At 68.9% G+C, this 21,136-nt stretch carries 16 protein-coding genes and 1 pseudogene; 7 read left to right on the top strand and 10 right to left on the bottom strand.

What is annotated here, in order from left to right; all coding sequences use genetic code 11:
• Window positions 1-188 precede the first annotated feature (188 nt).
• Window positions 189-1,430 (bottom strand): HNH endonuclease signature motif containing protein, encoded by a 1,242-nt coding sequence (locus ACFSXZ_RS08445; protein WP_378263072.1) that lies wholly within the window; start codon window positions 1,428-1,430, stop codon window positions 189-191.
• Between the two features lie 336 nt (window positions 1,431-1,766).
• On the opposite strand from ACFSXZ_RS08445, the pseudogene ACFSXZ_RS08440 reads away from it, so the two are divergent.
• Window positions 1,767-1,957 (top strand): annotated as a pseudogene (locus ACFSXZ_RS08440) (transposase); the annotation flags it as partial.
• A 100-nt stretch (window positions 1,958-2,057) separates the two neighbouring features.
• Here ACFSXZ_RS08440 and ACFSXZ_RS08435 read toward each other — a convergent pair.
• The 5 genes from ACFSXZ_RS08435 to ACFSXZ_RS08415 form a co-directional block, all read right to left on the bottom strand.
• Window positions 2,058-2,696, bottom strand: a complete 639-nt coding sequence (locus ACFSXZ_RS08435; RefSeq protein WP_378263070.1) for a phosphatase PAP2 family protein — start codon at window positions 2,694-2,696, stop codon at window positions 2,058-2,060.
• Between the two features lie 169 nt (window positions 2,697-2,865).
• Window positions 2,866-4,827, bottom strand: coding sequence for a potassium transporter Kup (locus ACFSXZ_RS08430; protein ID WP_378263068.1), 1,962 nt, complete (start codon window positions 4,825-4,827; stop codon window positions 2,866-2,868).
• A gap of 111 nt (window positions 4,828-4,938) precedes the next feature.
• Window positions 4,939-6,354: an MFS transporter gene (locus ACFSXZ_RS08425; RefSeq protein WP_378263066.1), complete on the bottom strand. Its 1,416-nt coding sequence runs from the start codon at window positions 6,352-6,354 to the stop codon at window positions 4,939-4,941.
• A 194-nt stretch (window positions 6,355-6,548) separates the two neighbouring features.
• Complete coding sequence (locus ACFSXZ_RS08420) at window positions 6,549-7,562, bottom strand: peptidyl-alpha-hydroxyglycine alpha-amidating lyase family protein (protein WP_378263064.1); 1,014 nt, start codon at window positions 7,560-7,562, stop codon at window positions 6,549-6,551.
• The gene (locus ACFSXZ_RS08415; RefSeq protein WP_378263062.1) at window positions 7,559-8,797 is read right to left on the bottom strand and encodes an amidohydrolase family protein; all 1,239 of its coding nucleotides are present in this window, start codon (window positions 8,795-8,797) and stop codon (window positions 7,559-7,561) included. The genes ACFSXZ_RS08420 and ACFSXZ_RS08415 overlap by 4 nt, the downstream gene beginning before the upstream one ends.
• Before the next feature lie 267 nt (window positions 8,798-9,064).
• Here ACFSXZ_RS08415 and ACFSXZ_RS08410 point away from each other — a divergent pair, with 267 nt between their 5' ends.
• Window positions 9,065-9,973 carry a LysR substrate-binding domain-containing protein gene (locus ACFSXZ_RS08410; RefSeq protein ID WP_378263060.1) on the top strand — a complete coding sequence of 303 codons (909 nt, stop codon included), beginning with the start codon at window positions 9,065-9,067 and terminating at the stop codon, window positions 9,971-9,973.
• Window positions 9,974-9,992: 19 nt separating this feature from the next.
• Here the strand turns inward: ACFSXZ_RS08410 and ACFSXZ_RS08405 are convergent, their stop codons facing one another.
• Window positions 9,993-10,766, bottom strand: coding sequence for an IclR family transcriptional regulator (locus ACFSXZ_RS08405; protein WP_378263058.1), 774 nt, complete (start codon window positions 10,764-10,766; stop codon window positions 9,993-9,995).
• Window positions 10,767-10,851: 85 nt separating this feature from the next.
• On the opposite strand from ACFSXZ_RS08405, the gene ACFSXZ_RS08400 reads away from it, so the two are divergent.
• The 4 genes from ACFSXZ_RS08400 (at window position 10,852) to ACFSXZ_RS08385 (ending at window position 16,909) form a co-directional block, all read left to right on the top strand.
• On the top strand, window positions 10,852-11,877 hold the full coding sequence (locus ACFSXZ_RS08400) for an Ldh family oxidoreductase (RefSeq protein ID WP_378263056.1): 1,026 nt from the start codon (window positions 10,852-10,854) through the stop codon (window positions 11,875-11,877).
• Entirely contained in the window at window positions 11,874-13,169 is a 1,296-nt protein-coding gene (locus tag ACFSXZ_RS08395; protein WP_378263054.1) for an iron-containing alcohol dehydrogenase, read from the top strand. Before ACFSXZ_RS08400 ends, ACFSXZ_RS08395 begins: the two co-directional genes overlap by 4 nt.
• 379 nt (window positions 13,170-13,548) lie before the next feature.
• Window positions 13,549-15,342, top strand: coding sequence for a sigma-54-dependent Fis family transcriptional regulator (locus ACFSXZ_RS08390; protein ID WP_378263052.1), 1,794 nt, complete (start codon window positions 13,549-13,551; stop codon window positions 15,340-15,342).
• Window positions 15,343-15,613: 271 nt separating this feature from the next.
• The gene (locus tag ACFSXZ_RS08385; RefSeq protein ID WP_378263050.1) at window positions 15,614-16,909 is read left to right on the top strand and encodes an MFS transporter; all 1,296 of its coding nucleotides are present in this window, start codon (window positions 15,614-15,616) and stop codon (window positions 16,907-16,909) included.
• A 171-nt stretch (window positions 16,910-17,080) separates the two neighbouring features.
• On the opposite strand, the gene ACFSXZ_RS08380 is transcribed toward ACFSXZ_RS08385, so the two are convergent.
• On the bottom strand, window positions 17,081-17,248 hold the full coding sequence (locus ACFSXZ_RS08380; RefSeq protein ID WP_378263048.1) for a hypothetical protein: 168 nt from the start codon (window positions 17,246-17,248) through the stop codon (window positions 17,081-17,083).
• A gap of 466 nt (window positions 17,249-17,714) precedes the next feature.
• On the opposite strand from ACFSXZ_RS08380, the gene ACFSXZ_RS08375 reads away from it, so the two are divergent.
• Window positions 17,715-19,043 (top strand): GGDEF domain-containing protein, encoded by a 1,329-nt coding sequence (locus ACFSXZ_RS08375; RefSeq protein WP_378263046.1) that lies wholly within the window; start codon window positions 17,715-17,717, stop codon window positions 19,041-19,043.
• Between the two features lie 35 nt (window positions 19,044-19,078).
• Here the strand turns inward: ACFSXZ_RS08375 and ACFSXZ_RS08370 are convergent, their stop codons facing one another.
• Window positions 19,079-20,545 (bottom strand): nitrilase-related carbon-nitrogen hydrolase, encoded by a 1,467-nt coding sequence (locus ACFSXZ_RS08370; RefSeq protein WP_378263044.1) that lies wholly within the window; start codon window positions 20,543-20,545, stop codon window positions 19,079-19,081.
• Window positions 20,529-21,098 carry a TetR/AcrR family transcriptional regulator gene (locus ACFSXZ_RS08365; protein ID WP_378263042.1) on the bottom strand — a complete coding sequence of 190 codons (570 nt, stop codon included), beginning with the start codon at window positions 21,096-21,098 and terminating at the stop codon, window positions 20,529-20,531. The genes ACFSXZ_RS08370 and ACFSXZ_RS08365 overlap by 17 nt, the downstream gene beginning before the upstream one ends.
• Between the last annotated feature and the right edge of the window lie 38 nt (window positions 21,099-21,136).

Raw genomic sequence — 21,136 nt, 5'->3', positions numbered from 1 at the left:
AAGAAAATCCTAACCATCCGGCGCTGGCGGCCGACGTTTGGGCAGCCCCGCGTCCGTGAAGGAGGTGCGGGGATATGCCAAGGTTCGCGGTAGGCGTTGCTTTGGGGCAGCATTGATTCCCCGGACTGCCCCATGACGTTGTCCGAGGATCGGTTTGCACTCTTATCGGCGAGGATGTGGTGGCGTGGTTACGTGCGCATGGAGTGGAGGGTGTTGCGCCGTGGTCTGCGCTCGGGATCCACATAGGACGGTGGGATGTACTCCGGGAACCCTTGCATCATGCGGACTTTCCACTCGCTGTGATGTAAAACTCGATGGTGATAGTGGCAGACGAGGGTCAAGTTCTCCAACGCTGTCGGCCCACCGAAATACCATTCTAAAATGTGGTGAGCGGCGCACCACTTGGCCTTCTTCGCGCACCCCGGAAATGAACAACCGCGATCCCTGCGGATCAGCGCCCGGCGGATAGCACGAGGGACGACCCGGGTGGCACGTCCGATGTCGAGAATCTCGCTCTTCGAGCCCAGTACCACGGGCACGACGGCTGCGTCGCAGGCGATGCGGCGGATCTGGGCGGCGGAGAGGTTCCAGTAGCCATCCACCAGTCCGTGCCCGATCCCTGACTTCAACTCCTCCAACGTGATACTGACCATCAAGGTCGCCGGTTCCCCCGCCTCACTCGGCGTGCTCTCACACTGGGCGGCGAGGGTGAGGATGTCGCGGAACGCGTCGCCGTAACGTTCGCTGCGCGAACGTCGATCGGGCTCGTCTTCTGTGGGCTGCGGTGCGGTGTGCGGGGAGAGCAGGGTCGTCAGGAGTGCTCCGGTTTCGGTGTCGAGGTCGAACCGGCCCAGCACGCGGCCATCCCGGGTCTCCTGCACATCCAGTCGCCGCTGCGGACGTAGCAGGTCCTTGTCTTTCGGCTCGTCGCCGTCGGGATCCAGACGCAGCGCGATCTCGTCGCCGAGTCGTTTGACGTGGGACGGTTCACTGGTGATGGCGGCCTCGCACAGGATCTTCTCCGCGATCGCCCGGTCTTCGGGGGAGGCGGTGTCCGGCAGGCCGGTGACGGCCTTGCGGATCGCCTCCACATGACCTGGCGAGATCATCCCGTCGGCCAAGGCGTCGGCCACCACGGGAAGCTGCGGGTCGATGCGGGCGCCGGTGGGTGTGACCGTGCCGCACAGGGCTTCGGCGTGGGCGACCATTCGCTGTGCCTCGGGGGAGCTGAGGTTGAACATATCCCGCAGCAGCGCGGACGTCTCGATATGGATTCCCCGGCTCGTCGTGATACCCCGCGCCTCGATTTCGGCGACGAGGACAAGCTCGTCTCGATACAGCTGACGGCGCCGGATCTCCGCTTCCCGCAACGCATCCAGCACTGCCGTGTCACTCAGCGAGGACACGTGCACGGGAGTCAGTGGAGCCATGCGCCCATTCTACCGACGTATCGAACAGGTGTTTATACACGTTCGGGTGAGCTTCAACGGAACGAAAGGACCATTCGCTCCCTGGGGCGGGTTCCAGAGGGCAGTGCACCACCCGGGATGACGATCTGGACGGTGGCGGGCGGAGCTGCGGGTGGGCCGTGATCGCCCGTTGGATTTGCTGGAGCGCGAGGCGATCGCGTTGGGGATCAAGAGGCGGCAGCAGACGAAATCGCGCGTCGGCTCGCAGGCCGGATGAACACGCCGCCCGAACTGCTCAACAACAGCATCACCTGCGACCACTGCAACGAAATGACCCGCCAGGCACGGTTCATCATGACCACCGGGATGCTCCTCTACTTCTGCGATCCGCACCCGACCTGGCTGCGCGGCAGCAACGAGAAGACCAACAGCCTCCTGCGCCAGTACTTCCCGAAAGGCGCCGGCCTGCCCGGCCACACGCAAGAAGAACTCGACAAGGTCGCCGGCGGAACGACCGTCCACGACAGACACTCGGCTCAAGCCCACCGAAGTCTTCAACAACCTCTTGCTGGACTCCGCATCCTGAACAGATGTACCGCGTGAACTCGCCCGCGCCGGTTTCGCCGGAACGTCGCCCGCAGGCAGGGCTCAGCTCCGCTCCTCTTCGGTCTCCTCGACCGCCATGTCCATGCCGGGGTCTTCGGGCGTCGCCCGGCGCGCGGCGACGCGGGAGCCGAACGCGTCGACGGCGCGGCGGCTGAACGCGACCAGATACGGGTGGAGCGGCACGCCCAGAAAGGCGATCGCGGTGCCGACAGCGGCTCCGCCCAGTACGTCGTGCGGATAGTGCGCTCCGATATAGACCCGCGAAAATCCTACGAGCACGGCGAAAATCGTGGCGTACACGCCCCAGCGGCGGCGCACCAGGAACACCGCGGCGGCGAACGCGGCGACGGCAACGGTGTGGTTGCTGGGAAACGAATAGACGGTCGGGGCGTCGCACGGCAGCAGGGGGTGCACGCCGGCCAGCGCCCGGCAGGGTCGCGGTTCCGCGATCGTGATCTTGAGAAGCCAATCCACGCCGTAGGCCAGCACCACCGCGCAGGGCACCCACAGCACCCGCGCCGCGGTGTCCACGCCGCGCGTTCGCAACCACCAGCCGATCGCCAGGAACGCCGGGAAGATCAGGAAGATCGCGTACTCGCTGAACGCGACGGCGGGGCCGGACAGCCACGGAAGCGTCTGGGCGAAGCCGGTGACCGAGCGATACCAGCTGTCGTCGATCATCGGCGACCCCGGAACACGAGCCTGCGCATCCAAGGAATTTTACCAATCCGACCAAAAGTAGGCCGAGACGGACCGCAGCCAATCTGCTTGCAGACACCCGTTTCGGCCGTGGCTGTGGTCGGATTGGTAACGATCGGCACAGTACGGCCGGACCCGCCGGCGCGCCGGGTCAGATCTCGATCCGGGAACCCATGATGACCGTGCGCTCGCGGGGCAGCCGGAAGTACTCGGCGGCGTCGGCGGTGATGTAGGAGGTGGCGATGAACAGCCGCTTGCGCCATTCCGCCATCGTCGGCTCGTCCCCGCGCCGGAGTTCGATCTTGGACAGGAAGTAGGACGCGTCGGTGAGCTCCAGCGGACCCTCGGTGGCGTCGGGAGCGAGACCGGCGAGCGCGCCGGGCACGTCCGGGGTTTCCATGTAGCCGAACCGGGCCTCGACATAGGTGATGCCGTCGTCGCGGTAGCCCAGGTCGTCGACGGAGACCCGCTCGCCCGCCGGCACCCGGGGCACCGGCTCGGTCTGGATCGAGAGGATCACGATGTGCTCGTGACGGGCGTGGTTGTGCTCGACATTGGCGCGCAACGCCAGCGGCGCGGTCTTCTGGCCCCGGTTGAGGAACACGGCGGTGCCCGGGATGCGCCACATCGCCGAGCTCTTCTTCCGCAGCTCCTCGACGAACTCCCGCAGTGATCCCTCGTGCCGCTCACGCTCCGCGGTGACGATCGCCCGGCCCCGCTGCCAGGTGGTCATGATCGTGAACGCGGTGAGGCCGATCAGCAGGGGCAGCCACGCGCCGTGGACGAGCTTGGTCACGTTCGCCGCGAAGAACAGCAGGTCGACGGCCAGCAGCACGGTCGCGCCGACGGCGATCAGCCATCGTGGGGTGTCCCACTTCCGGCGGGCGACGCGGAAGAACAACAGCGTGGTGATGGTGATCGTCCCGGTCACCGCCACGCCGTAGGCGAAGGCCAGCGCCGACGAGCTCCGGAACGCGAAGACCAGGGTCAGCACCGAGACCATGAGCAGCCAGTTGATCCACGGGACGTAGATCTGCCCCCTGGTGGACTCCGAGGTGTGCGCGATCCGCAGCCTGGGCAGGTAGCCGAGCTGGGCCGCCTGGGAGGCCACCGAGTACGCGCCGCTGATCACCGCCTGGGAAGCGATCACCGTCGCCGCGGTGGCCAGCAGCACCATCGGGATCCGCCCCCAGCCGGGCACCAGCAGGAAGAACGGGCTGCTCACCGTGCTCTCGTCGCCGAGGATCAACGCCCCCTGGCCGAGGTAGCTGAGCACCAGCGCGGGAAAGACCAGGAACAGCCACGCCCGGGTGATCGCGGGGCGCCCGAAATGGCCCATGTCGGCGTAGAGCGCCTCGGCGCCGGTGACCGCGAGCACGACGCCGGACAGGGCGAAGAACGCGGTGCCGAAATCATTGGCCACGAACTTCAGCGCATAGACCGGCGAAAGCGCCTTCAGGATGTCGGGGTGGTGAAAGATACCGCCCACCCCGAACACGCCGACGACCGTGAACCAGACGATCATCACCGGCCCGAAGATCCGGCCCACCAGTTCGGTGCCCCGGCGCTGCACCAGGAACAGCACGATGATGATCACCGCGGTGATCGGCACGACCAGCTCGGCCAGGGACGGCTCGACGACCTTGAGCCCTTCGACCGCCGAGAGCACCGAGATCGCCGGGGTGATCATGCTGTCGCCGAAGAACAGCGAAGCACCGAAGATGCCCAGCCCGGCCAGCACGAGGGTGGCCCGTCCGCCGCGCTGCGTGCCCCACCGCCGCAGCATCGCGATCAGGGCCATGATCCCGCCCTCGCCGTCGTTGTCGGCGCGCATCGCCAGCAGCACGTAGGTGACCATGACGATGATCACCACCGACCAGAACACCAGCGAGACCACGCCGAACACGTGCTCGATGCTGACCGGCACGGGATGCGGGTCGGACGGGTTGAAGACGGTCTGGAGGGTGTAGATCGGGCTGGTCCCGATGTCCCCGAAGACCACCCCGAGCGCACCGACGACCACCGCCAGCTTGGCCGTCTGAGGCACGCTGGGGCCGGGGTGCGGCCCGTCCGCGTCCGCGTCCGGCGTGGTCACGTAGTGCCGATCGCTCACGGGGCTCCTCCTCCGGCCATGCCGGGGACGATACCGCTCCGTGATCGGGACGGCCGCACGCGGACCGGGGCCCGTCCCGCCGGGGATGGCGACGGGACGCGGCCCCGTAGGTCAGCTCGAAGACTTCTCCAGCGAGATGCTGCGCTGGTTGCCGCCGAACCGGTAGAGGATGAACGCGGGCGCGAGCGTGCCCACGATGACGAACCAGCCGAACCATCCGACGTGGTTCGCGCCCGCGGTACCGCTGTAGAAGGCTCCCGCGATGAGCGGGCCGAAGACCGCGGACACGTGCCCGACACCGTCGGCCCATCCGGTGCCCACCGAGCGCATCCGGGTCGGGTAGATGGCCGCCGAGTAGTTGTACAGGTTGTTGAGCATCACGCCGAACCCGAACATGGCCAGGATCGTGCCGATCACCAGCATCCCGTACGACTTGCCGCCCACGAGGTAGAACACCACGCCGGCGGTGAAGACCAGCGAGGCGAACAGGACGAGCTGGCGGCGTTCGAACCGTTCGTTCAACACGGCGGCGAGGAACACCCCGACGACGCCACCGATGCCGCCGATCATCAGGATCGTGAACAGCTGCGAGGCGCTGAAGCCCTTTGACACGATGTAGACGCCCTGGAACGGCGTGAACCCGCCACCCGGCCCGAAGTAGAAGAACACCCAGACGGTCAGGATCACCATCGTCCGGCGGAGGTAGTGCCCGCGGAAGACATCGGTCATCCTGACCTTCGCGGTGTCGACGATCCGGTGCGCCTCGTAGTCGGGCTCGGCCAGTTCACCGTGCTTCGCGAGGGCCTTCGCCTCCATCTTGGACACGATCGCGTCGGCCTCGCCGTACCGGCCGTGGTCTTCCAGCCATCGCGCGGACTCCGGCATGGTGAGCATGATGAGCGGAATCGTCACCAGCGGCATCCCGGCCAGCACGAACACGTAGACGACGAAGTTCTGAGGCAGGAACACCAACGCGAGGGCGGTCCCGAGGAAAGCCAGCATCATCTGGGACAGCACCTGGGAACCGAGCATCAGCCGGTTCCGGGACGTCGGTGGACACCACTCCGAGTTGTACGACGGGACGATCGCCAGCGCGCCGCCGATGCCGAGCGCCGAAATGCCCACGCAGGCCAGCAGCAACGGCCACGACTTGGTGAAGGCCGCGGGCCAGGCGATGAGACCGGCCACGGCGCACGAGACGATCATGATGCGCTTGCGTCCGTACCGGTCGGCCAGATAGCCGAACAGCACGCCGCCGAGCAGGGGCCCCGCACCGGTCGCGGCGCCGACGAGGACCGAGTACTGGGTCTGGGTGATGATGTGCTTCGGACCCCAGTAGACGGGGTAGATCCGGGCCGCCATCGTGTCCAGCAGGAGGACCGACCCCCACATGAACTGACCGAGCAGGACGAGTTGCCAGTGCCGGAACAGCACCGGAATCCGGTCGAGCCGGGCCGCCACCCGGCTGATTCTCGGCTCCTCCGCCAGTGAAACGTCACTCGATGCTTGCGATTCCCGTGGCTCCATTGCCACCTCCCGATCGTCAGCGATTGGGTGCCGGTCCTTGCGTCGACTTCGACGGCGGCGGACCTGACCGCTGAGGGGGACGGCGAAATCGTCGCCTCCCTCCGTCCACAAAGGACGCTATTGGGCCGGTTCGCCCGGCGATGGTGCTACGGTCGTCAGCGCCACAACCTTTCGCTCTTCGGATGCCGACGGTCCTACTCCGGTATGCGGGTGAATTTCTGCAGCTGGTGCGGCGCGTGGTCGGCGGGCACGCGCCCGGGCCGGATGCCGAAGGTGTCGGTCACCTCGCCGACGTACACCGCGCCACGCGAGTCGACCGCGATGCCGTGCGGCGCGACGAAGTTGCCCGCGCTCGCCCGGCTCACCGTGGAGGCGCCCCACCGCGCGACGACACTCCCCCGCGGATCGAAAATGGTGACCCGGCCGGGCAGATCGGTGGGGGTACGGCCACGCGTGAACGAGCCGGTGCCACGAGGACGCCACAACTCCGCGACATAGACCAGTCCGTCGGCGTCCACCGCGAGATCGCACGGCCGCTGCACGTCTGTCCACTGGGTAATGTAGGTGCCGTCGAGATCGAAGACCTGGATCCGGTCGTTCTCCCGGTCGCCGACCAGGACCCGGCCGTCGGCGGTCACGCAGATCCCGTGCGGCAGATGGAATTCGCCGGGGCCCACGCCGACCTCGCCCCACGACTTGATCAGGGTGCCGTCCGGGCTGAACCGGTGCACGCAGCAGTTGCCGTAGCCGTCGGAGACGTAAAGATCCCCGGTGGGCGCGATGGACAGGTTCGTGCACCGGTTGAACGGACCCGCCGGCCTGCGCACGGTCTCCACGTTGTGGATCACCGCCCGGCCTCCCGGGGTGTGGCCCGTGTCGGTCGCGACGCCGGGCGTGCCGAGCGTCGTCAGCAACTCGCCCTCGGGGGTGAACTTCCGCACCGAATGGTCACCCGCGTCGACGCAGTACACGCTGCCGTCCGGCGCGACGGTGAGGCCGTGCGGCATCGTGAAGATCCCGTCGCCCCAGGAGGTGACGAAGGTTCCGTCGCTCTCGTAGACGAAGACGCGGTGTTCGTTGCGCGTGAAGACATACACGCGGTCGTCGGGTCCGATGTCCACCGCGACCACGTCCGCGTGGTGACGCTCCGCGGGCAGCCGCTCCCAGTCGTCGTCCACAGTGAACCGGGGCCCGAAATCCGTGGTCATTTCCCGCCCTCCGCTCCGGCCGTCGCCGGGAGCCATCCCCAGGGATGTGGGCCCCAGTGCGGATCGACCAGTTCACCGGACTTCACCGTCTGCACCGGAACGATCCCTTGGTCGCCGTGGAACCAGAAGTGGGTCGTGTCGCGGAAGGTGAAGTCGCCACCGACGAGGTCCAGCACGGTGATGTCGGCTTCCCGGCCCACCTGGAGGGCACCGAGGTCCTCCGCGCGCCCGATCGCCTTCGCCGCGTTGGCCGTCGTCATCCGGATGACCTCGGGGAAGGAATAGCCCACCGCCATGAACTTCGCCATGCATTCGACGAGACTGTGGAAGGACTGGCCTCCCGCGGTGAGGTCGCTGCTGATCGTGTCGGGGACCATGCCGCGCTGTGCCTGTTCCCGGGCCACCTCGTAGCCGAAGTTGCCCATGCCCACGGCCGGATCGAGGACGACACCACGCTCCCGCGCCTCGGTCAGGTTGCCCATGGACTCGTCGACCTCCTCCATCACGCCACCGGCGTTCGGGGTGCACAGGTGCGTGAGGATGTCGCCGGGCTCGAGGGTCTTGAGCAGGAACTGGGTGACTTCGGACAGTCGCTTCGGGTCACCGCCGCGGCGGGCGGCGGTGAAGTCGCCGATGTGGGTCATCAACGGCACCCCGTGCTCGCGGGCGACCGCTTTGGCCCTGGTGACCAGTTCCTCCCCGAGATCGGACACGATCGGCCCGACGAGCCGCAACTTCACGCCACTGATCAGGCCCGGGTTGTGCTCGACGCACGAGGCGATCGCCTTTTCGTTGATGTCGTCGAGGCTGTTCACGTCCGCCGGGCCCGGCATGGTGTGCGCGTAGCTGCCGATGTTGACGTAGACGATGACGCGGGTGCGGGCCTTCGGCAGGATGTGCGTCGGGAACACCCCGAGGTTGGCCACCCCGACCGAACCACAGTCGACCAGCGTGGTCACCCCGGACCGCACGCCGATCACGTCGGGATCGCAGCATCCCATGCCCACCCCGGCCGTCGTCGCCCCGTAGCCCACGTGGGTGTGGACGTCGATCAGCCCCGGCACCACGTACCGGTCGCTCCCGCGCAGGTCCAGCACCTGCCGTGCGGTGGAGGGGTCGATGTGCGGCTCGATCGCGGCGATCCGGCCCGCGGTGACGGCGATGTCCATCCTGCCGTCGAGGCCGGAGCCGGGATCGAGGACGTGCCCGTTGGCGAGCAGGAGGTCGTAGGTCACGAAAGGTTCTCCTCACTGGCGGCCCGGTGGGCCGCGACACAGCGCGTCGCGCGGCGGTGCGGAGCACCTCCGGAGGCCGTGACGGCGTTCGTTTTCGGTCAGGACAAGGGATTTGCGGCTCCGACAGGTTCGCCCTCGAGCGTAACCCCAGGTAAACCGCTCGTAGAGCGACAATTCCTTCGCGTTGTGTTGCGCTGGCGTCAACAGTGATCCCGGGTGCACAGACGACATTGACAAGTCGGGCATCCGCTCACAAGACTGCTCGGTGTGGAAGACTCACAGTCGACTCTTCGTCTTCCACCCCTCAACGCGCTCCGCATGTTCGAGGTCGCCGGCCGCAGGCAGAACATTCGTCAGGCGGCGGCCGAGTTGTTCGTCACCCCCAGCGCGGTGAGCAGGCAGGTCCGGGCGCTGGAATCGTGGCTCGGTGTCCAGCTGTTCAACCACAACGGCCGTTCCGTGCGGTTGACCGACGCGGGCGCCCGGTACCTCGAAGCCGTCACGAAGCACCTCGCCGCGATCTCCGAGGCGACCGACGACATCACCGGCCGGCGCCAGCGGGAGGCGTCTCTGCGCCTGCGCTCCTACACGCTGTTCGCCACGAGCTGGCTGGTGCCACGGCTCACCGAGTTCCACCGCGCCCATCCGTGGGTCGAGCTGGAGCTGATCACCTCCAGCCGCGCGGACGACTTCGGCCACTTCGACGTCGACGCCGAGATCCGCCCGGGCAGCGGGATCTGGACCGGGTGCCGGTCGGACCTGCTCGTCTCCGGTGACGTCGTGTTCGTGTGCAGTGCGGACTACCGTGACGAGCACGGGCTCAGCGAGCCCAGGGACATCCGCAAGCTCAACCCGGAGGATCTGCTCCGCTCGACCGCCAGCCCCGGCCTCTGGGAGCGCTGGCTCGAATCGGTCGGGATCGCCGGCGTCGACGTCGACCGAGGCCTGAGTTTCAGCGATTCGTCGCTCACCTGCCATGCGGCGATCGCCGGACAGGGCGTGTGCCTGGCGCCACGGGGGGTCGTGGAAGCCGATCTGGCCTCCGGGCGCCTGGTCGCCCCCTTCCCCTCGGTGGCAGGCCAGGGTCTGGAGTTCTACCTCGTCTACAGCCCGGACCAGCTCTACCGCCGGGCGTTCCACGAGTTCCGCGAATGGCTCGTCACCGCGCTCAAATGACGAACACCTCGAGTGGTGCTCACCGGTTCGCCCAGCGATCGGGCTGGGCGCCGCCGGACCAGCCGAGCTGACGCGAGAGCGCCAGTGAGGCGGTCAGCACCGCGGGCGCGAAATGCCGTGCGGTGGAACGGCTTTGCAGGCCGGTGACCGACACCGCGGCGACCACCTCACCACGTCTGCCGAACAGGGGCGCGCCGACACAGTGCAGGCCGATGCGGGATTCCTCCACGTCGTAGGCCACCCGGTGGCTGCGGATGGTGACCAGTTCGGCACGCAGCACCGCGGGATCCTGGATGGTCTTGGGCGTCATGCGGCGCAGCCCCGCCGCGACGACCTCTTCGAGCAGCGAGGCCGGGGAGAACGCGAGGATCGCCTTGCCCAGCGCGGTGCAATGCATCGGCAGCCGTCCGCCCGTGCGGGTATGCGGCACCGGAGCCGTGGGCGCCACGAACTTTTCCACATAGACCACGTCGAGGCCGTCCCGCACCGCGAGGTTCACCGTGTTCCGGGTGGTCACGTAGAGGTCTTCCAGATGCGGCAGGGCGACGTCACGCAGCTTGCGCGGCGAGGGCACCAGGTGACCGAGTTCGAACAACCGCATCCCGAGGCGCAGACCGCTCGGTGTCCGCTCCAGGGCACGCCACCGCACCAGGTCGGTGACCAGGCGGTGTGCCGTCGATTTCGGCATTCCCGCGCGATCCGCGAGCTCGGTGAGCGTGAGCTCGCCATCGCCGGCGCCGAAGACGTCGAGCAGGGTGAGCGCTCTGCTGAGGGAAGAAATCTGGTTCCGCATGTCGGGACGAAGAGTGGCATCGCGCGCGCCGAATGACAAGGTCCTTCTCAGACAGTGAGCTGGCGGGAGCAAGGAGAAACGGCCCATGGCGCTGGTCGAGGTCACCCGGCTGCGGGAAATCGTCCTCGGCATCCTGCTCGCGAACGAGGTCCCCGAAGCCGCCGCGCTGCTGCAGACCGAGACACTCATCGCCGCCGAATTAAGCGGGCATCCGTCACACGGCGTGCTGCGCCTGCGCCGGATCGTCGAACGCATTCACGCCGGGGTAGCCGACCCGCGAGCGACCGGACGGCACGAGTGGACGGGTGCCGCGCTGCTCGAGGTCGACGGGCTGCACGGACTCGGGCCGGTCGTGGCCATGTCGGCGATCGCCGCGATCACGGAACGGGCGCGCACCACCGGCGTGGCCGCCGCGGTCGTCCGGAACAACAACCACCTGGGCATGCTCGGCTGGTACGCCGAGCACATCGCGCGGGGCGGCCAGTCGGGGATCGTCACCTGCACGAGCGAGGCGCTGGTGCACCCCTGGGGCGGCCGGCGCGCCATGATCGGCACGAATCCGCTCGCCATCGGGGTACCCGCCGAGCCCCACCCGCTGGTCCTCGATATGGCCACCGGGCTGGTGTCGATGGGCAGGATCCACGACCACGCGCAGCGCGGCCTCCCGCTGCCGGAAGGATGGGCGCTGGACGCCGGAGGCGAACCGACCACCGACGCCCGCGCCGCGATCGACGGCTCCATCGCACCGTTCGGCGGGGCGAAGGGTTACGCGCTCGGGCTTTCCCTCGAGGTGCTGGTCGCGTCGCTGACCGCGTCCGCGCTCGGCACCGACGTGCGGGGCACGCTCGACTCGGACCGGCCCAGCTCCAAGGGCGACGTCTTCATCGTCTTCGGTGCGCCCGGCGAGGGCCGCGCCGACGCGATCGGCGCCTACCTCCAGGCGGTCCGTGACACCGAACCGGCGACGGGCGGCGGGCCCGTGACCGTGCCCGGCGACGGGGCACGGACCCGGAGTGAACTGGCGCTCGGACGCGGTATCGAAGTGTCCGATCAGGTGTGGAACGACTTACCGGCGCTGCGGCCGGCCACGGCAGGAAGCGAGCAACGATGAGCACCACAGGCCAGGCCACGACGGAGGCGGGCGCGTCCGGGTTGATCCGTGTGCCGCGCCAGATCATCTTCGGAGCCGGCCAGCGACGCGGGCTCGGGGCGGTCACCGCCGCGCTCGGCACCAACGCGCTGGTCTGTACCGACGCGCGGATGGCCGGAGCGCCGGAATTCCTGGAAATACGGGAAAACCTGCGCGCGGCGGGCGTGGCGGTGCACGTTTTCTCGGCGGTCGAGGCGGAACTGCCCGCCGGCTCGATCGCCGACTGCGTCGACGAGGTGGCGGCGCTGGGGATCGACGTGGTGCTCGGTGTCGGTGGCGGCAGTTGTATCGACCACGCCAAGGTCGTCTCCGCGCTGCTGGTGCACGGTGGCAAACCCGGTGACTACTATGGCGAATTCAAGATTCCCGGCCCGTCGCTGCCGGTGGTCGCGGTCCCCACGACGGCCGGGACCGGATCCGAAGTCACGCCGGTCGCGGTGATCGCCGACCCCGACCGCGAGATGAAGGTCGGCATCTCCAGTCCCCACCTCATCCCGCACACCGCGGTCGTCGACCCGGAACTGACCTACACCTGTCCGCGATCGTTGAGCGCCCACGCGGCGGCGGACGCGCTTTCCCACTGTGTCGAGGCATTCACGGCCATCCGCCGTCCGCCCGACCCCGCGCTGAGCACCGAGCGGGTCTTCGTCGGCAAGTCGCTGCTGACCGACAGCTACGCGCTGTCCGGCATCGAACTGATCGGCCGGAGCATCGTCGCCGCCTGCTCCGGCGGTGACGACCGGTCCGCCCGCGCCGAACTACACCTCGGCGCGCTGTACGGCGGCCTGGCGCTCGGCACCGCGGGCACCGCCGCGGCGCACGCGCTGCAGTACCCGATCGGCGCGCTCACGCACACGCCGCACGGCGCCGGAGTGGGCGCGCTCCTGCCTTACGTGATGGCCTACAACCTGCCCGCCCGGACCGCGGAGTTCGCCGCCGTCGCGTCGGCACTGCGCTGCCCACTGGACTCCGACGCCACGGTTGCCCCCGGCGCGGCGGACTCCGGCAGTGCGGCGGAAAGCGGTCGCGCACGAGCGGCCGTGCGCCGCGTCGCCGAGTTGCTCGGCGCCGTCGGCATTCCCCGCGATCTGGCGGAACTGGGCCTGTCCGAGGACCGCCTCGACTGGGTCGCGGAACGAGGCATGTCGGCCGCGCGACTGGTCGACAACAACCCGCGCCCGCTGGACTCCGGCGAGATGGGCCGCATCCTGCGCGCGGCCTTCGACGGTGATCTGGACGGCCTGCTCGGCTAGGGCGTGTTTCGGTCCGGCGCGTCCTGCCAGCCGGGATCTCCGCTGGTCAGCCACGTCCGGGGAGCGGGTCCGGAATCGGTTTCGGTCACGGCTCGAGGGCACCTGAGGGCTGCCCGCCCTCCCTTCGGTAGCCAAGCTAACTATCCCCTGGAGGGCCAGGATCCCTTATGCCCGACCCGGGGAGCAACCTGGGGCTCTGGGGCTTCGGAATCCCGGCACCTGGGCGAGACGGCCGCTCTTCACCATGCGAAACGCCGTCGCAAAAATGAGACGCCGGAGGCACGGGCCGTCCGTAGCGTGTCCGTCAGGTTCGGACGCGGAGCGCGGCGCCAATATCCTTCACCGGGAAGCACCCGCAGGAAACCTCGGAGGCCAGGAGATGACGACGCTGGCGGCGACTGGTGGGCCGGTGATTCCCCGCACCCCGGCCGAATGGGAGCGCGTGCGGGAAGCCAAGCTCGATGCCCTGGCCCGCGGCCCTCTGGCGGTGGACCCCGCGGACTATCCCGGCGTCCGTCCGGAAGTGGTGGCCTCGTGGCGGCGCTCGATGCTCGCCGGCGTGGACCCGGCGGCCACGCACTACGTCGTGGACAAGGATTTCCAGCCGAACAGCCGCCTCGCCGTGGTCGCCGAACCCATCATGAACCGGCTCAAGGACGAGATCTCCGATCTCAACGCGTGGGCCTTCCTCGCCGACCGCGCCTGCCGCCTGCTGACGCTGGTGGTCGGGGACTTCCCGCACGCCGAGCACGTGCACCGGCAGAACGTGCGGCCGGGAACGTTCTTCACCGAAGACATCATGGGCACCAACGGGATCGGCTGCGCACACGAGACGAAGAACGCGTTCATCATCTCCGGCACGGAACACTTCCGCACGGACACCGAAGTGCTCACCACCACCGGCGTGATCATCCGCGATCCCTTCACCAAGCGGTACGCCGGCACGCTCGGCGCCCACTGCAGGCGCGAATACACCTCCGCCGCCGTGGTGCCGCTGGTGATGGAGATCGGCCGGTCCATCGAAGCGCAGTTGCTGGCCAGCCGGTCGGACAGCGACCGGGAGTTCTTCGACGCCTTCTCCGCCGCCGAGCGCCGCTACCGCAGCCCGGTCGTCGCGGTGAGCAGACGGTTGTGCGTGGTGAGCACCCAGGCCCGTGCGCTCGTCCACGAAGCGGACGAAGAGCTGTTACGCCGACTGGCCCAGCAATCGGGTTCGCGGAACCGGAGCGTCCGGCGGCGCCTGAGTTCCGGGACGACCGTGACCATCCAGGTTCTTCCGGTGGACCAGCCCAAGGGCGAGTTCGCCGCGATCCTGGTGCTGCAACCGCTCGGGAACGCGGCACAGGAAAGCGGTCCGGGGTACGGGCCGGGGCCGCTCCACGACAACCCGATGAACGAGTTCCGTGACCGCCTGTCCCGCGCGATCCGGGACGGCCGCCCGATCCTGCTGACCGGCGAGCGGGGCTGCGGAAAGCGCTATCAGGCGCAAGCCGCCCTGCGGAGCCTCGGCCGTCCCGGACGCATCGCCGAGTTCGACGGCGCGCTGGCGCACCTGGAACCGCGCGAGTGGCTGCGCGGCCTCGTCGCCGTCCTGCGCCGTGGCACGGATTCGGTGCTCATCGCCCGCGTCACCGACGTTCCGGCCGATGTGATGAGAACCGTGGCCGACCTGGTGACGGGGGCGCGCACCCCGGTCATCGGCACCAGCACCGACGACACCGTGGAGCACAGCGCTGCGGTCCTGGTGCGCGAGAGCTTTCCCGTGACGCTGGCGGTGCCACCACTGCGCGAACGGCGGAGCGAGTTCAAGGCGCTGTGCACGAGCCTCCTCGCCGACCTCGCCGAAGGTGGCGGGAAACCGGTGGCGCTGGCGCCCAAGGCCGTCGTCGCCCTGATGGCGAGCGACTGGCCGGGCAACGTCCGCCAGCTCTTCCAGGTGCTGGCCAGCGCTCGGATCCGCGCCACCGGCCCGGTCATCGACCTGGACGACCTGCCGGCGCGGCACCACCGGAACCAGGCGGGCCGTCCGCTGGACGAGGTACAGGCGGCCGAGCGGCGCGTGCTGATGGCCGCGCTGCGCGACGCGGGAGGCGACCGCAACGTCGTCGCGGAGCGGCTCGGCATCTCCCGCGCCACGGTGTATCGCAAGCTCAAGCGCTACGAGCTGCGCTGACGCCGGGCCTCGCCCCCACGAGAGTCCATTGTGGACAAGTGATCGCGGGATACCGCCGGTCCGCGCTCGCGTGTGAAAGCCCGGCTCCGTTCTTTCACGGATGATCCGGTGCAACGTTCCACCTCCCGCGTGCGTCCGCGCGCGAAAAGACGAGTCCCCGTTTCGTTCTCGGAAACTCGGTGTTCGACGGAGCGAAATGGAAAAATCCCGGCGGGCGAAAACTCGCGTACGCGGTTGCCGACCGTGGCCGTCTGCGGACACTCTGGTGCGCATGGGGCGAGACGATTCGTCTTCCTTCCGCGGAATCTTCGCGGTCCGGGAGTTCACGTTCTTGTGGCTGGCGCACGTGCTGTCCGTGGCGGGCGACCAGATCGCGAAGGTCGCGATCACCGTCGTCGTGTACGACCGGACGGCCTCGGCCGGGCTGGCCGCGGCGACCTACGCGATCAGCTACGTGCCGGACCTGGTGGGCGGCTCGGTGCTGGCGGGCCTGGCGGACCGGTATTCCCGCCGTGCCGTTATGGTCGCCGCCGACCTGGCTCGCGCCGCGCTGGTGGCCGTCATGGGCGTGCCCGGCGTGCCGTTGTGGTCCCAGGTCGTGCTCCTGGTCGGCGTGCAGGTGCTGGCGGCACCGTTCGGCGCGGCCCGGCAGGCGGCGCTGCCGGACGTGCTCAACGGGGACCAACTGGTCAAGGGGCTGGGCATCCTGTCGGGTACCTACCAGATCGCTCTGGTGGCGGGGTTCGGCGCGGGCGGCGGGGTGATCGCCGGGCTGGGCACCGGCGGAGCGCTGTGGGCCGACGCGGCGACCTTCGCGGTCTCGGCCGCGCTCATCCGGTTCGGGCTCGGTCGCCACGAACCGGCCACGGACGCTCCGGCGCGCGCCGGGAACAGGCGAACGCCGGTGCTGGCGGGCTGGGTCCGGGTGGCCAGGAACCCGCGTCTGCGGTCGTTGCTGGCGATCGCCTGCTGTGCGGGCTTCTACGTGGTCCCCGAAGGGATCGCGGTGCCGTACGCGGCACAACTGGGCGTGGGCGCGGCCGGCGTGGGCTGGCTGCTCGCCGCCAATCCGCTGGGCACGGTGCTCGGCGTCCTGGTGATCGGGCGGTTGCCGGCGGCGGCCCGGTTACGCCTGCTGGGACCGCTCGCGGTAGGCAGCAGCCTGGTCCTGCTGCCTACCGGATCGGTCCCCGGGCTGATCGTCACGGTGCTGCTGTGGATGATCAGCGGCGCCTGCTCGGCGCACGACATGATCACCCAGGCCGAATACGTGGGAAGCGTCTCCCGTGACGAGCGCGCGCTGGTCGTCGGGGTGGCCATCGCCGCGCTCCGGGTGGCACAGGGCGCGGGCATCGTGCTCGCCGGCCTGGTCGCGCAGATTCTCGCCCCGTCACTGGTGATCGCGGGCGCGGCCGCGCTCGGCACGGTGGGGGCGGCGGCCGCCGCGACGGCATGGGCGCGCGCCAACCGCTCGGCCGCCGCGTCCGGGCACGACGGCACCACGATGTTCGGTGGGGGCGCGGCCCCCACACCCTCGCCGGGGGCAAGCCCCCAGCCGCCCGACTGACCGGCGGCACGACGGGGACGTTCATCAGGTCCAGTTGTTGTCGCGCATCTGGGCACCTCCTTCGTTCAGCCCGCGACCGCGGGTAGTGCTCTCCCGGCTTCCACCGCTCACCAGTTGTTGTCGCGCATCACGCCGCCTCCTCTCACCGCTCCGCCACAGGTCTCGCTTCGATCACCAGTTGTTGTCGCGCATCGCCGCTCCTCCTTCCCCGGCCTGCCGGACAAACCCGCCGGCACCCGTGCCCGGTTTCGTTCCTCGGGACACGCATTCGCTTTTGTTCCGCGAAATTCCCGTATCCGCCAGGCGCCCGCGATCGATCGGTTCCACCATTTCGACCACACCGCCTCCTCGCTGACCGGACACCCGTTCTAGTACGTCACCAGTTGTTGTCGCGCATCGCGACCCCTCCTTAACTCGGTCCCGCGAGCGGGACAAACTCTCCACCACCAGTCCCCGCCCGTAACCGGCCGTCGGCGCGTGCGTCGCGCATCCGGAATACCCGGCCGTGAGCACGGAAACTTTCACGTTCCCGCTTTCGCGTTCACCAGTTGTTGTCACGCACGGCGGCACCTCCTTCGTTCGTCCCGTTCCACCGAACCCGGCCACCGTCACCAGTTGTTGTCTCGCACGATGGCTCACCTCCTTTCCCACGCGCGAACAATCACACGAGCCTCATGCTCGGCTGTCCGGGTGACATCCGGCGCCTCACTTTTGCCGTCACGGTCAATACCGGCGACATGCCGTATGGACTCGATTACGGTAAGGGCATGATCACTCGACTCGCACCCGGCCCAGGGCTGGGATCATGCCGGGCCTGATCGTCCGCACCCGCAACCGGGTGTCGGGCTGGGGGTTGTGGCGCGTTCCGCGCATCGTCCTGACCTACGTGATGACGATCAACGCCGTCGCCATCGCGGCCACGGTGGGCACCGCGTTCCTGCGCCCGGTCCACCGGGCGGATCTGGTGCACCTGGCCACCCTGGTGGTCTTCGCGGTCGTGGCGATCGAGGGCACGCGCCGGGTCGAGCGGATGCGCGAGTACTCGCGCGGGCACAGCGTCGCCTACATCGACACCAAGAGCGTGTGGTCGGTGGCCGGGATGCTCATCCTGCCGCCGGTGCTGGCGAGCGCGCTGGTCGTGCTGACCTATCTCATCGCGTGGCTGCGGGTGTGGCCGCGTGACCGGCCGGTCGCCGGGCACCGCTGGGTGTTCAGCTGTGCCACGGTGCTGATCGGCACCCAGGCCGGGGTGATGATCCTGGCCGCCGGGATGCACCACTATCCGGGCGCCCCGGAGCCGGCCCTGCTGGCCGGTGCGATCGACCTCGCCGTGATCGCCGCCGCCTGCACGCTGCGCTGGGCGATCAACACCGGGCTGGTCATGTCCGCGATCGCGCTGTCCGTCCCGTCGACCACCGCGCGGGAACTGTTCAACGACTTCGAACAGCAGTCGCTCGAAGCCGGTGCGATGGCGCTGGGCCTGGTGTCCGGCTGCCTGCTGATGACGGGCAACCCGCTGGTCGTCTTCGTCGGTGTGATGGTCGCTCTCCTCGCGATGCACGGCGGACTGCTCCTGCCCCAGTTCCGCCGTCAGGCCCGGTACGACACCATGACCGGCCTCGCGGTGCGGAAATGGTGGCGGCAACTCGCCGACGACGCGCTCGGGCACGCCCGGCGCCACGGCGGCACGCTCGGCGTGCTCATGCTGGACCTCGACCACTTCAAGCAGATCAACGACCAGTACAAGCAGCACGCGGTGGGCGACGAAGTCCTCCGCAAGGTCGGCGAACTCCTCCGCCGCAGCACCCGCGACGACGACATCACCGGCCGGTGGAGCGGTGAAGAGTTCGTCGTCGCCGTGCCGGGTCTTCCCGGCCCCGACGAGCTGTGCGATCTCGCCGAACGCCTGCGCCGGGGCGTGGAAAACCTCGCCGTGCCGGTCTCCATCGGGCCCGAAGGGGCCGCGCGGCAGGTCACCGTCAGCGGCCGCACGATCTCCATCGGCGCGGTCTTCTACCCCGCGCCCGGTATGAACAACCTCGACGACCTCATGTGGGCGGCCGACGCGGCGCTCTACCAGGCGAAGAACAACGGACGGAACCAGGTGCACCTCGCACCGACCGCGCTTCCCTGACCACGCTTCGAGGGCTTGTCCGGAAGGAAGACGCGTCAAAGGCGCGCGGGCGATGCCGTCCCGGCGGACCTGGTCGAATCGCGGTTGAGGAATCTCCCCCGCCACACCAGGGAAAGCGCGCATCCCAGCGCGATGGCGAGGCACAACCAGGCGAACCAGTCACCGAAGCGGCTGTAGAGCGTCGCACCGGGACCGCCGGGCAGGTTCGCGACGACCGTGGTGAACGGCCCCGCTCCCCCGGTATGCGCCTCGGCCACCACACGGCCCCAGCCGTCGGCGACCAGCACCGTGCCGTTCTGATCGGACCACACCAGCGGCTGGCCGTTTTCCACGCCCCGCAACAGTGCGGTGCGGCTGTGCTGCCAGCCGTTGACGTTCTCGTCCGACGCGGGAACGGCCAGGAAACCGCTTCCCGTCTTCGCATAGTCACGACTCGGGCTCGGGAAGTCCACGTCGGCGCAGATCTCCACTCCCGCGACGGATTCACCGACCGGCACCTTGACGAGGTCATGCCCGGGCACGCTCACCGTGTCGTGGTGTTTCAGGTACGACACCGGCTCGCCGCCCTCGCCGGGAAAGACCAGGGCGAGGTTCCGGGGAGTCCGCTGGTCATAACGGACGAGGCCGAGCACGATGTCGATCCCACGCCCCCTGGCGGTTTCGCGCATCGGCTCGGCGAGGGCGGAGATGTCGGCGGCATGCGTCCCGAAAGCACCTTCGGGCAGTACCACGACTTTCACACCGGCCGGCAGGCTGTCGATCTGCCGCACATAAGCCGCGACGAGATCGCGACCCGCTGGAGTGCCGACCTCGGGCGCCCACTTGTACTGGTTGGGTGCTACAGCCGCCACCCGCGTCGCGCTGACAGGTGCCTCCGCGAGACGGAGGGCCCCGGACGCGAACGCGAGTCCGAGCACGGCGACGGCCACGGCTCCGGCGCGCAAGCGGACCCACCCCCGGTCGCCGAGGCACACGGCGGCCACGGCCGCCGGCGCGAACATCACCAGGAACTCCACGCCCCACATACCGGTGACCGCGGCGGTCTGCAGCACCAGCGGCACATCACCCTGGTCATTCGCGAGGCTGCCGACCAGCCCCGTCGGGTTGGCCACGCACACGACGTAGAAGGCGCCCACCCACGCCGCCGAAGCCGCGATGGCGGCCGTGAGGACGCGGCCTTTCCTTGCCAGTGCACGGAAAAGCAGCACGGTGAGGACGAACACCAGTGCCGTGCCGCAGTCGATCAGGATGCCGATGGGCACCAGCGCGACGTCGTGGGAACGGGCTTGGTAACTCCAGCTGTTCGCGGTGCCCAGCAGCGCGGCGGTGAACGCCGCGGCGGCCGCGGCCCAGCCCGACAGCCGTGGAGCCAGCAGCAGCAACGGAATCGGAGCGAACCACGTCAGCGCGGCGACCGGAGACAGTCCGGTGCCGAAGAAGAACAGCGTGGCCGAAGCGACCACCGCCGCCACCGTCCAGGAAAGCCTACGCGTGAAGCCCATCGAGAATCCTTTCCACGGTCCGGCGGCACAGCGCTCGGAAGTCCTTTTCGGACAAAGAAAAGCGCCCGCCGAGATACAGTTGAACCAGGCCCAGCACCGGCATGGTGAGGGCCAAGGCGACCTCCACCGGATCGTCGCGCCGCAGTACGCCTTCGCGCATCCCCTGCTCGACGACCTCGACCACCGGCGCGAACGCCGGTGAATCCGCCTGCTCCGGGAACGACCGCGCGCCCTCCCGGCGATCGGTGATCAGGAACGCGTAGAGATTCGGCTTCCCCAGGGCGAAATCCAGGAAGTCGTCGAACAGGCCGAAGAACCGGCCGCGAAAGGCGCGTCCGCCGCGCCGGCCCCACTTCCGGCCCAACTCGGCGAAAGCCTCCTCGGCGACGGCGCGCAGCAGCGTCTCACGGTTGGGGTAATGCCGGTAGGTCGCCATCGTCGTCACGCCGGCGTCCGCCGCGACACGGCGCATGGTCACCGCGGACGCCCCCTCGTCGAGCAGGATCTTCAACGCCGCCGACGCCACCCGGCCCGCCGTTCCGGTCTCTACCATGTGTACAACGTACACCTCCGGCGTGTACGTTGTACACA

Source organism: Amycolatopsis pigmentata (assembly GCF_042684065.1).
In the GTDB taxonomy this organism is placed as follows: Bacteria; Actinomycetota; Actinomycetes; order Mycobacteriales; family Pseudonocardiaceae; genus Amycolatopsis_E; species Amycolatopsis_E pigmentata.
The sequence above is the reverse complement of the archived record's forward strand: the minus strand, read 5'-3'. Positions and strand labels throughout refer to the sequence as shown.

What these genes read in the sequence shown, in the direction of transcription:
- ACFSXZ_RS08365 (WP_378263042.1), bottom strand. Translation starts at nt 21,098, where the DNA reads ATGGTAGAGACCGGAACGGCGGGCCGGGTGGCGTCGGCGGCGTTGAAG.
- ACFSXZ_RS08405 (WP_378263058.1), bottom strand. Translation starts at nt 10,766, where the DNA reads ATGCGGAACCAGATTTCTTCCCTCAGCAGAGCGCTCACCCTGCTCGAC.
- ACFSXZ_RS08390 (WP_378263052.1), top strand. Translation starts at nt 13,549, where the DNA reads ATGACGACGCTGGCGGCGACTGGTGGGCCGGTGATTCCCCGCACCCCG.
- ACFSXZ_RS08435 (WP_378263070.1), bottom strand. Translation starts at nt 2,696, where the DNA reads ATGATCGACGACAGCTGGTATCGCTCGGTCACCGGCTTCGCCCAGACG.
- ACFSXZ_RS08445 (WP_378263072.1), bottom strand. Translation starts at nt 1,430, where the DNA reads ATGGCTCCACTGACTCCCGTGCACGTGTCCTCGCTGAGTGACACGGCA.
- ACFSXZ_RS08375 (WP_378263046.1), top strand. Translation starts at nt 17,715, where the DNA reads ATGCCGGGCCTGATCGTCCGCACCCGCAACCGGGTGTCGGGCTGGGGG.
- ACFSXZ_RS08395 (WP_378263054.1), top strand. Translation starts at nt 11,874, where the DNA reads ATGAGCACCACAGGCCAGGCCACGACGGAGGCGGGCGCGTCCGGGTTG.
- ACFSXZ_RS08425 (WP_378263066.1), bottom strand. Translation starts at nt 6,354, where the DNA reads ATGGAGCCACGGGAATCGCAAGCATCGAGTGACGTTTCACTGGCGGAG.
- ACFSXZ_RS08370 (WP_378263044.1), bottom strand. Translation starts at nt 20,545, where the DNA reads ATGGGCTTCACGCGTAGGCTTTCCTGGACGGTGGCGGCGGTGGTCGCT.
- ACFSXZ_RS08385 (WP_378263050.1), top strand. Translation starts at nt 15,614, where the DNA reads ATGGGGCGAGACGATTCGTCTTCCTTCCGCGGAATCTTCGCGGTCCGG.
- ACFSXZ_RS08400 (WP_378263056.1), top strand. Translation starts at nt 10,852, where the DNA reads ATGGCGCTGGTCGAGGTCACCCGGCTGCGGGAAATCGTCCTCGGCATC.
- ACFSXZ_RS08420 (WP_378263064.1), bottom strand. Translation starts at nt 7,562, where the DNA reads ATGACCACGGATTTCGGGCCCCGGTTCACTGTGGACGACGACTGGGAG.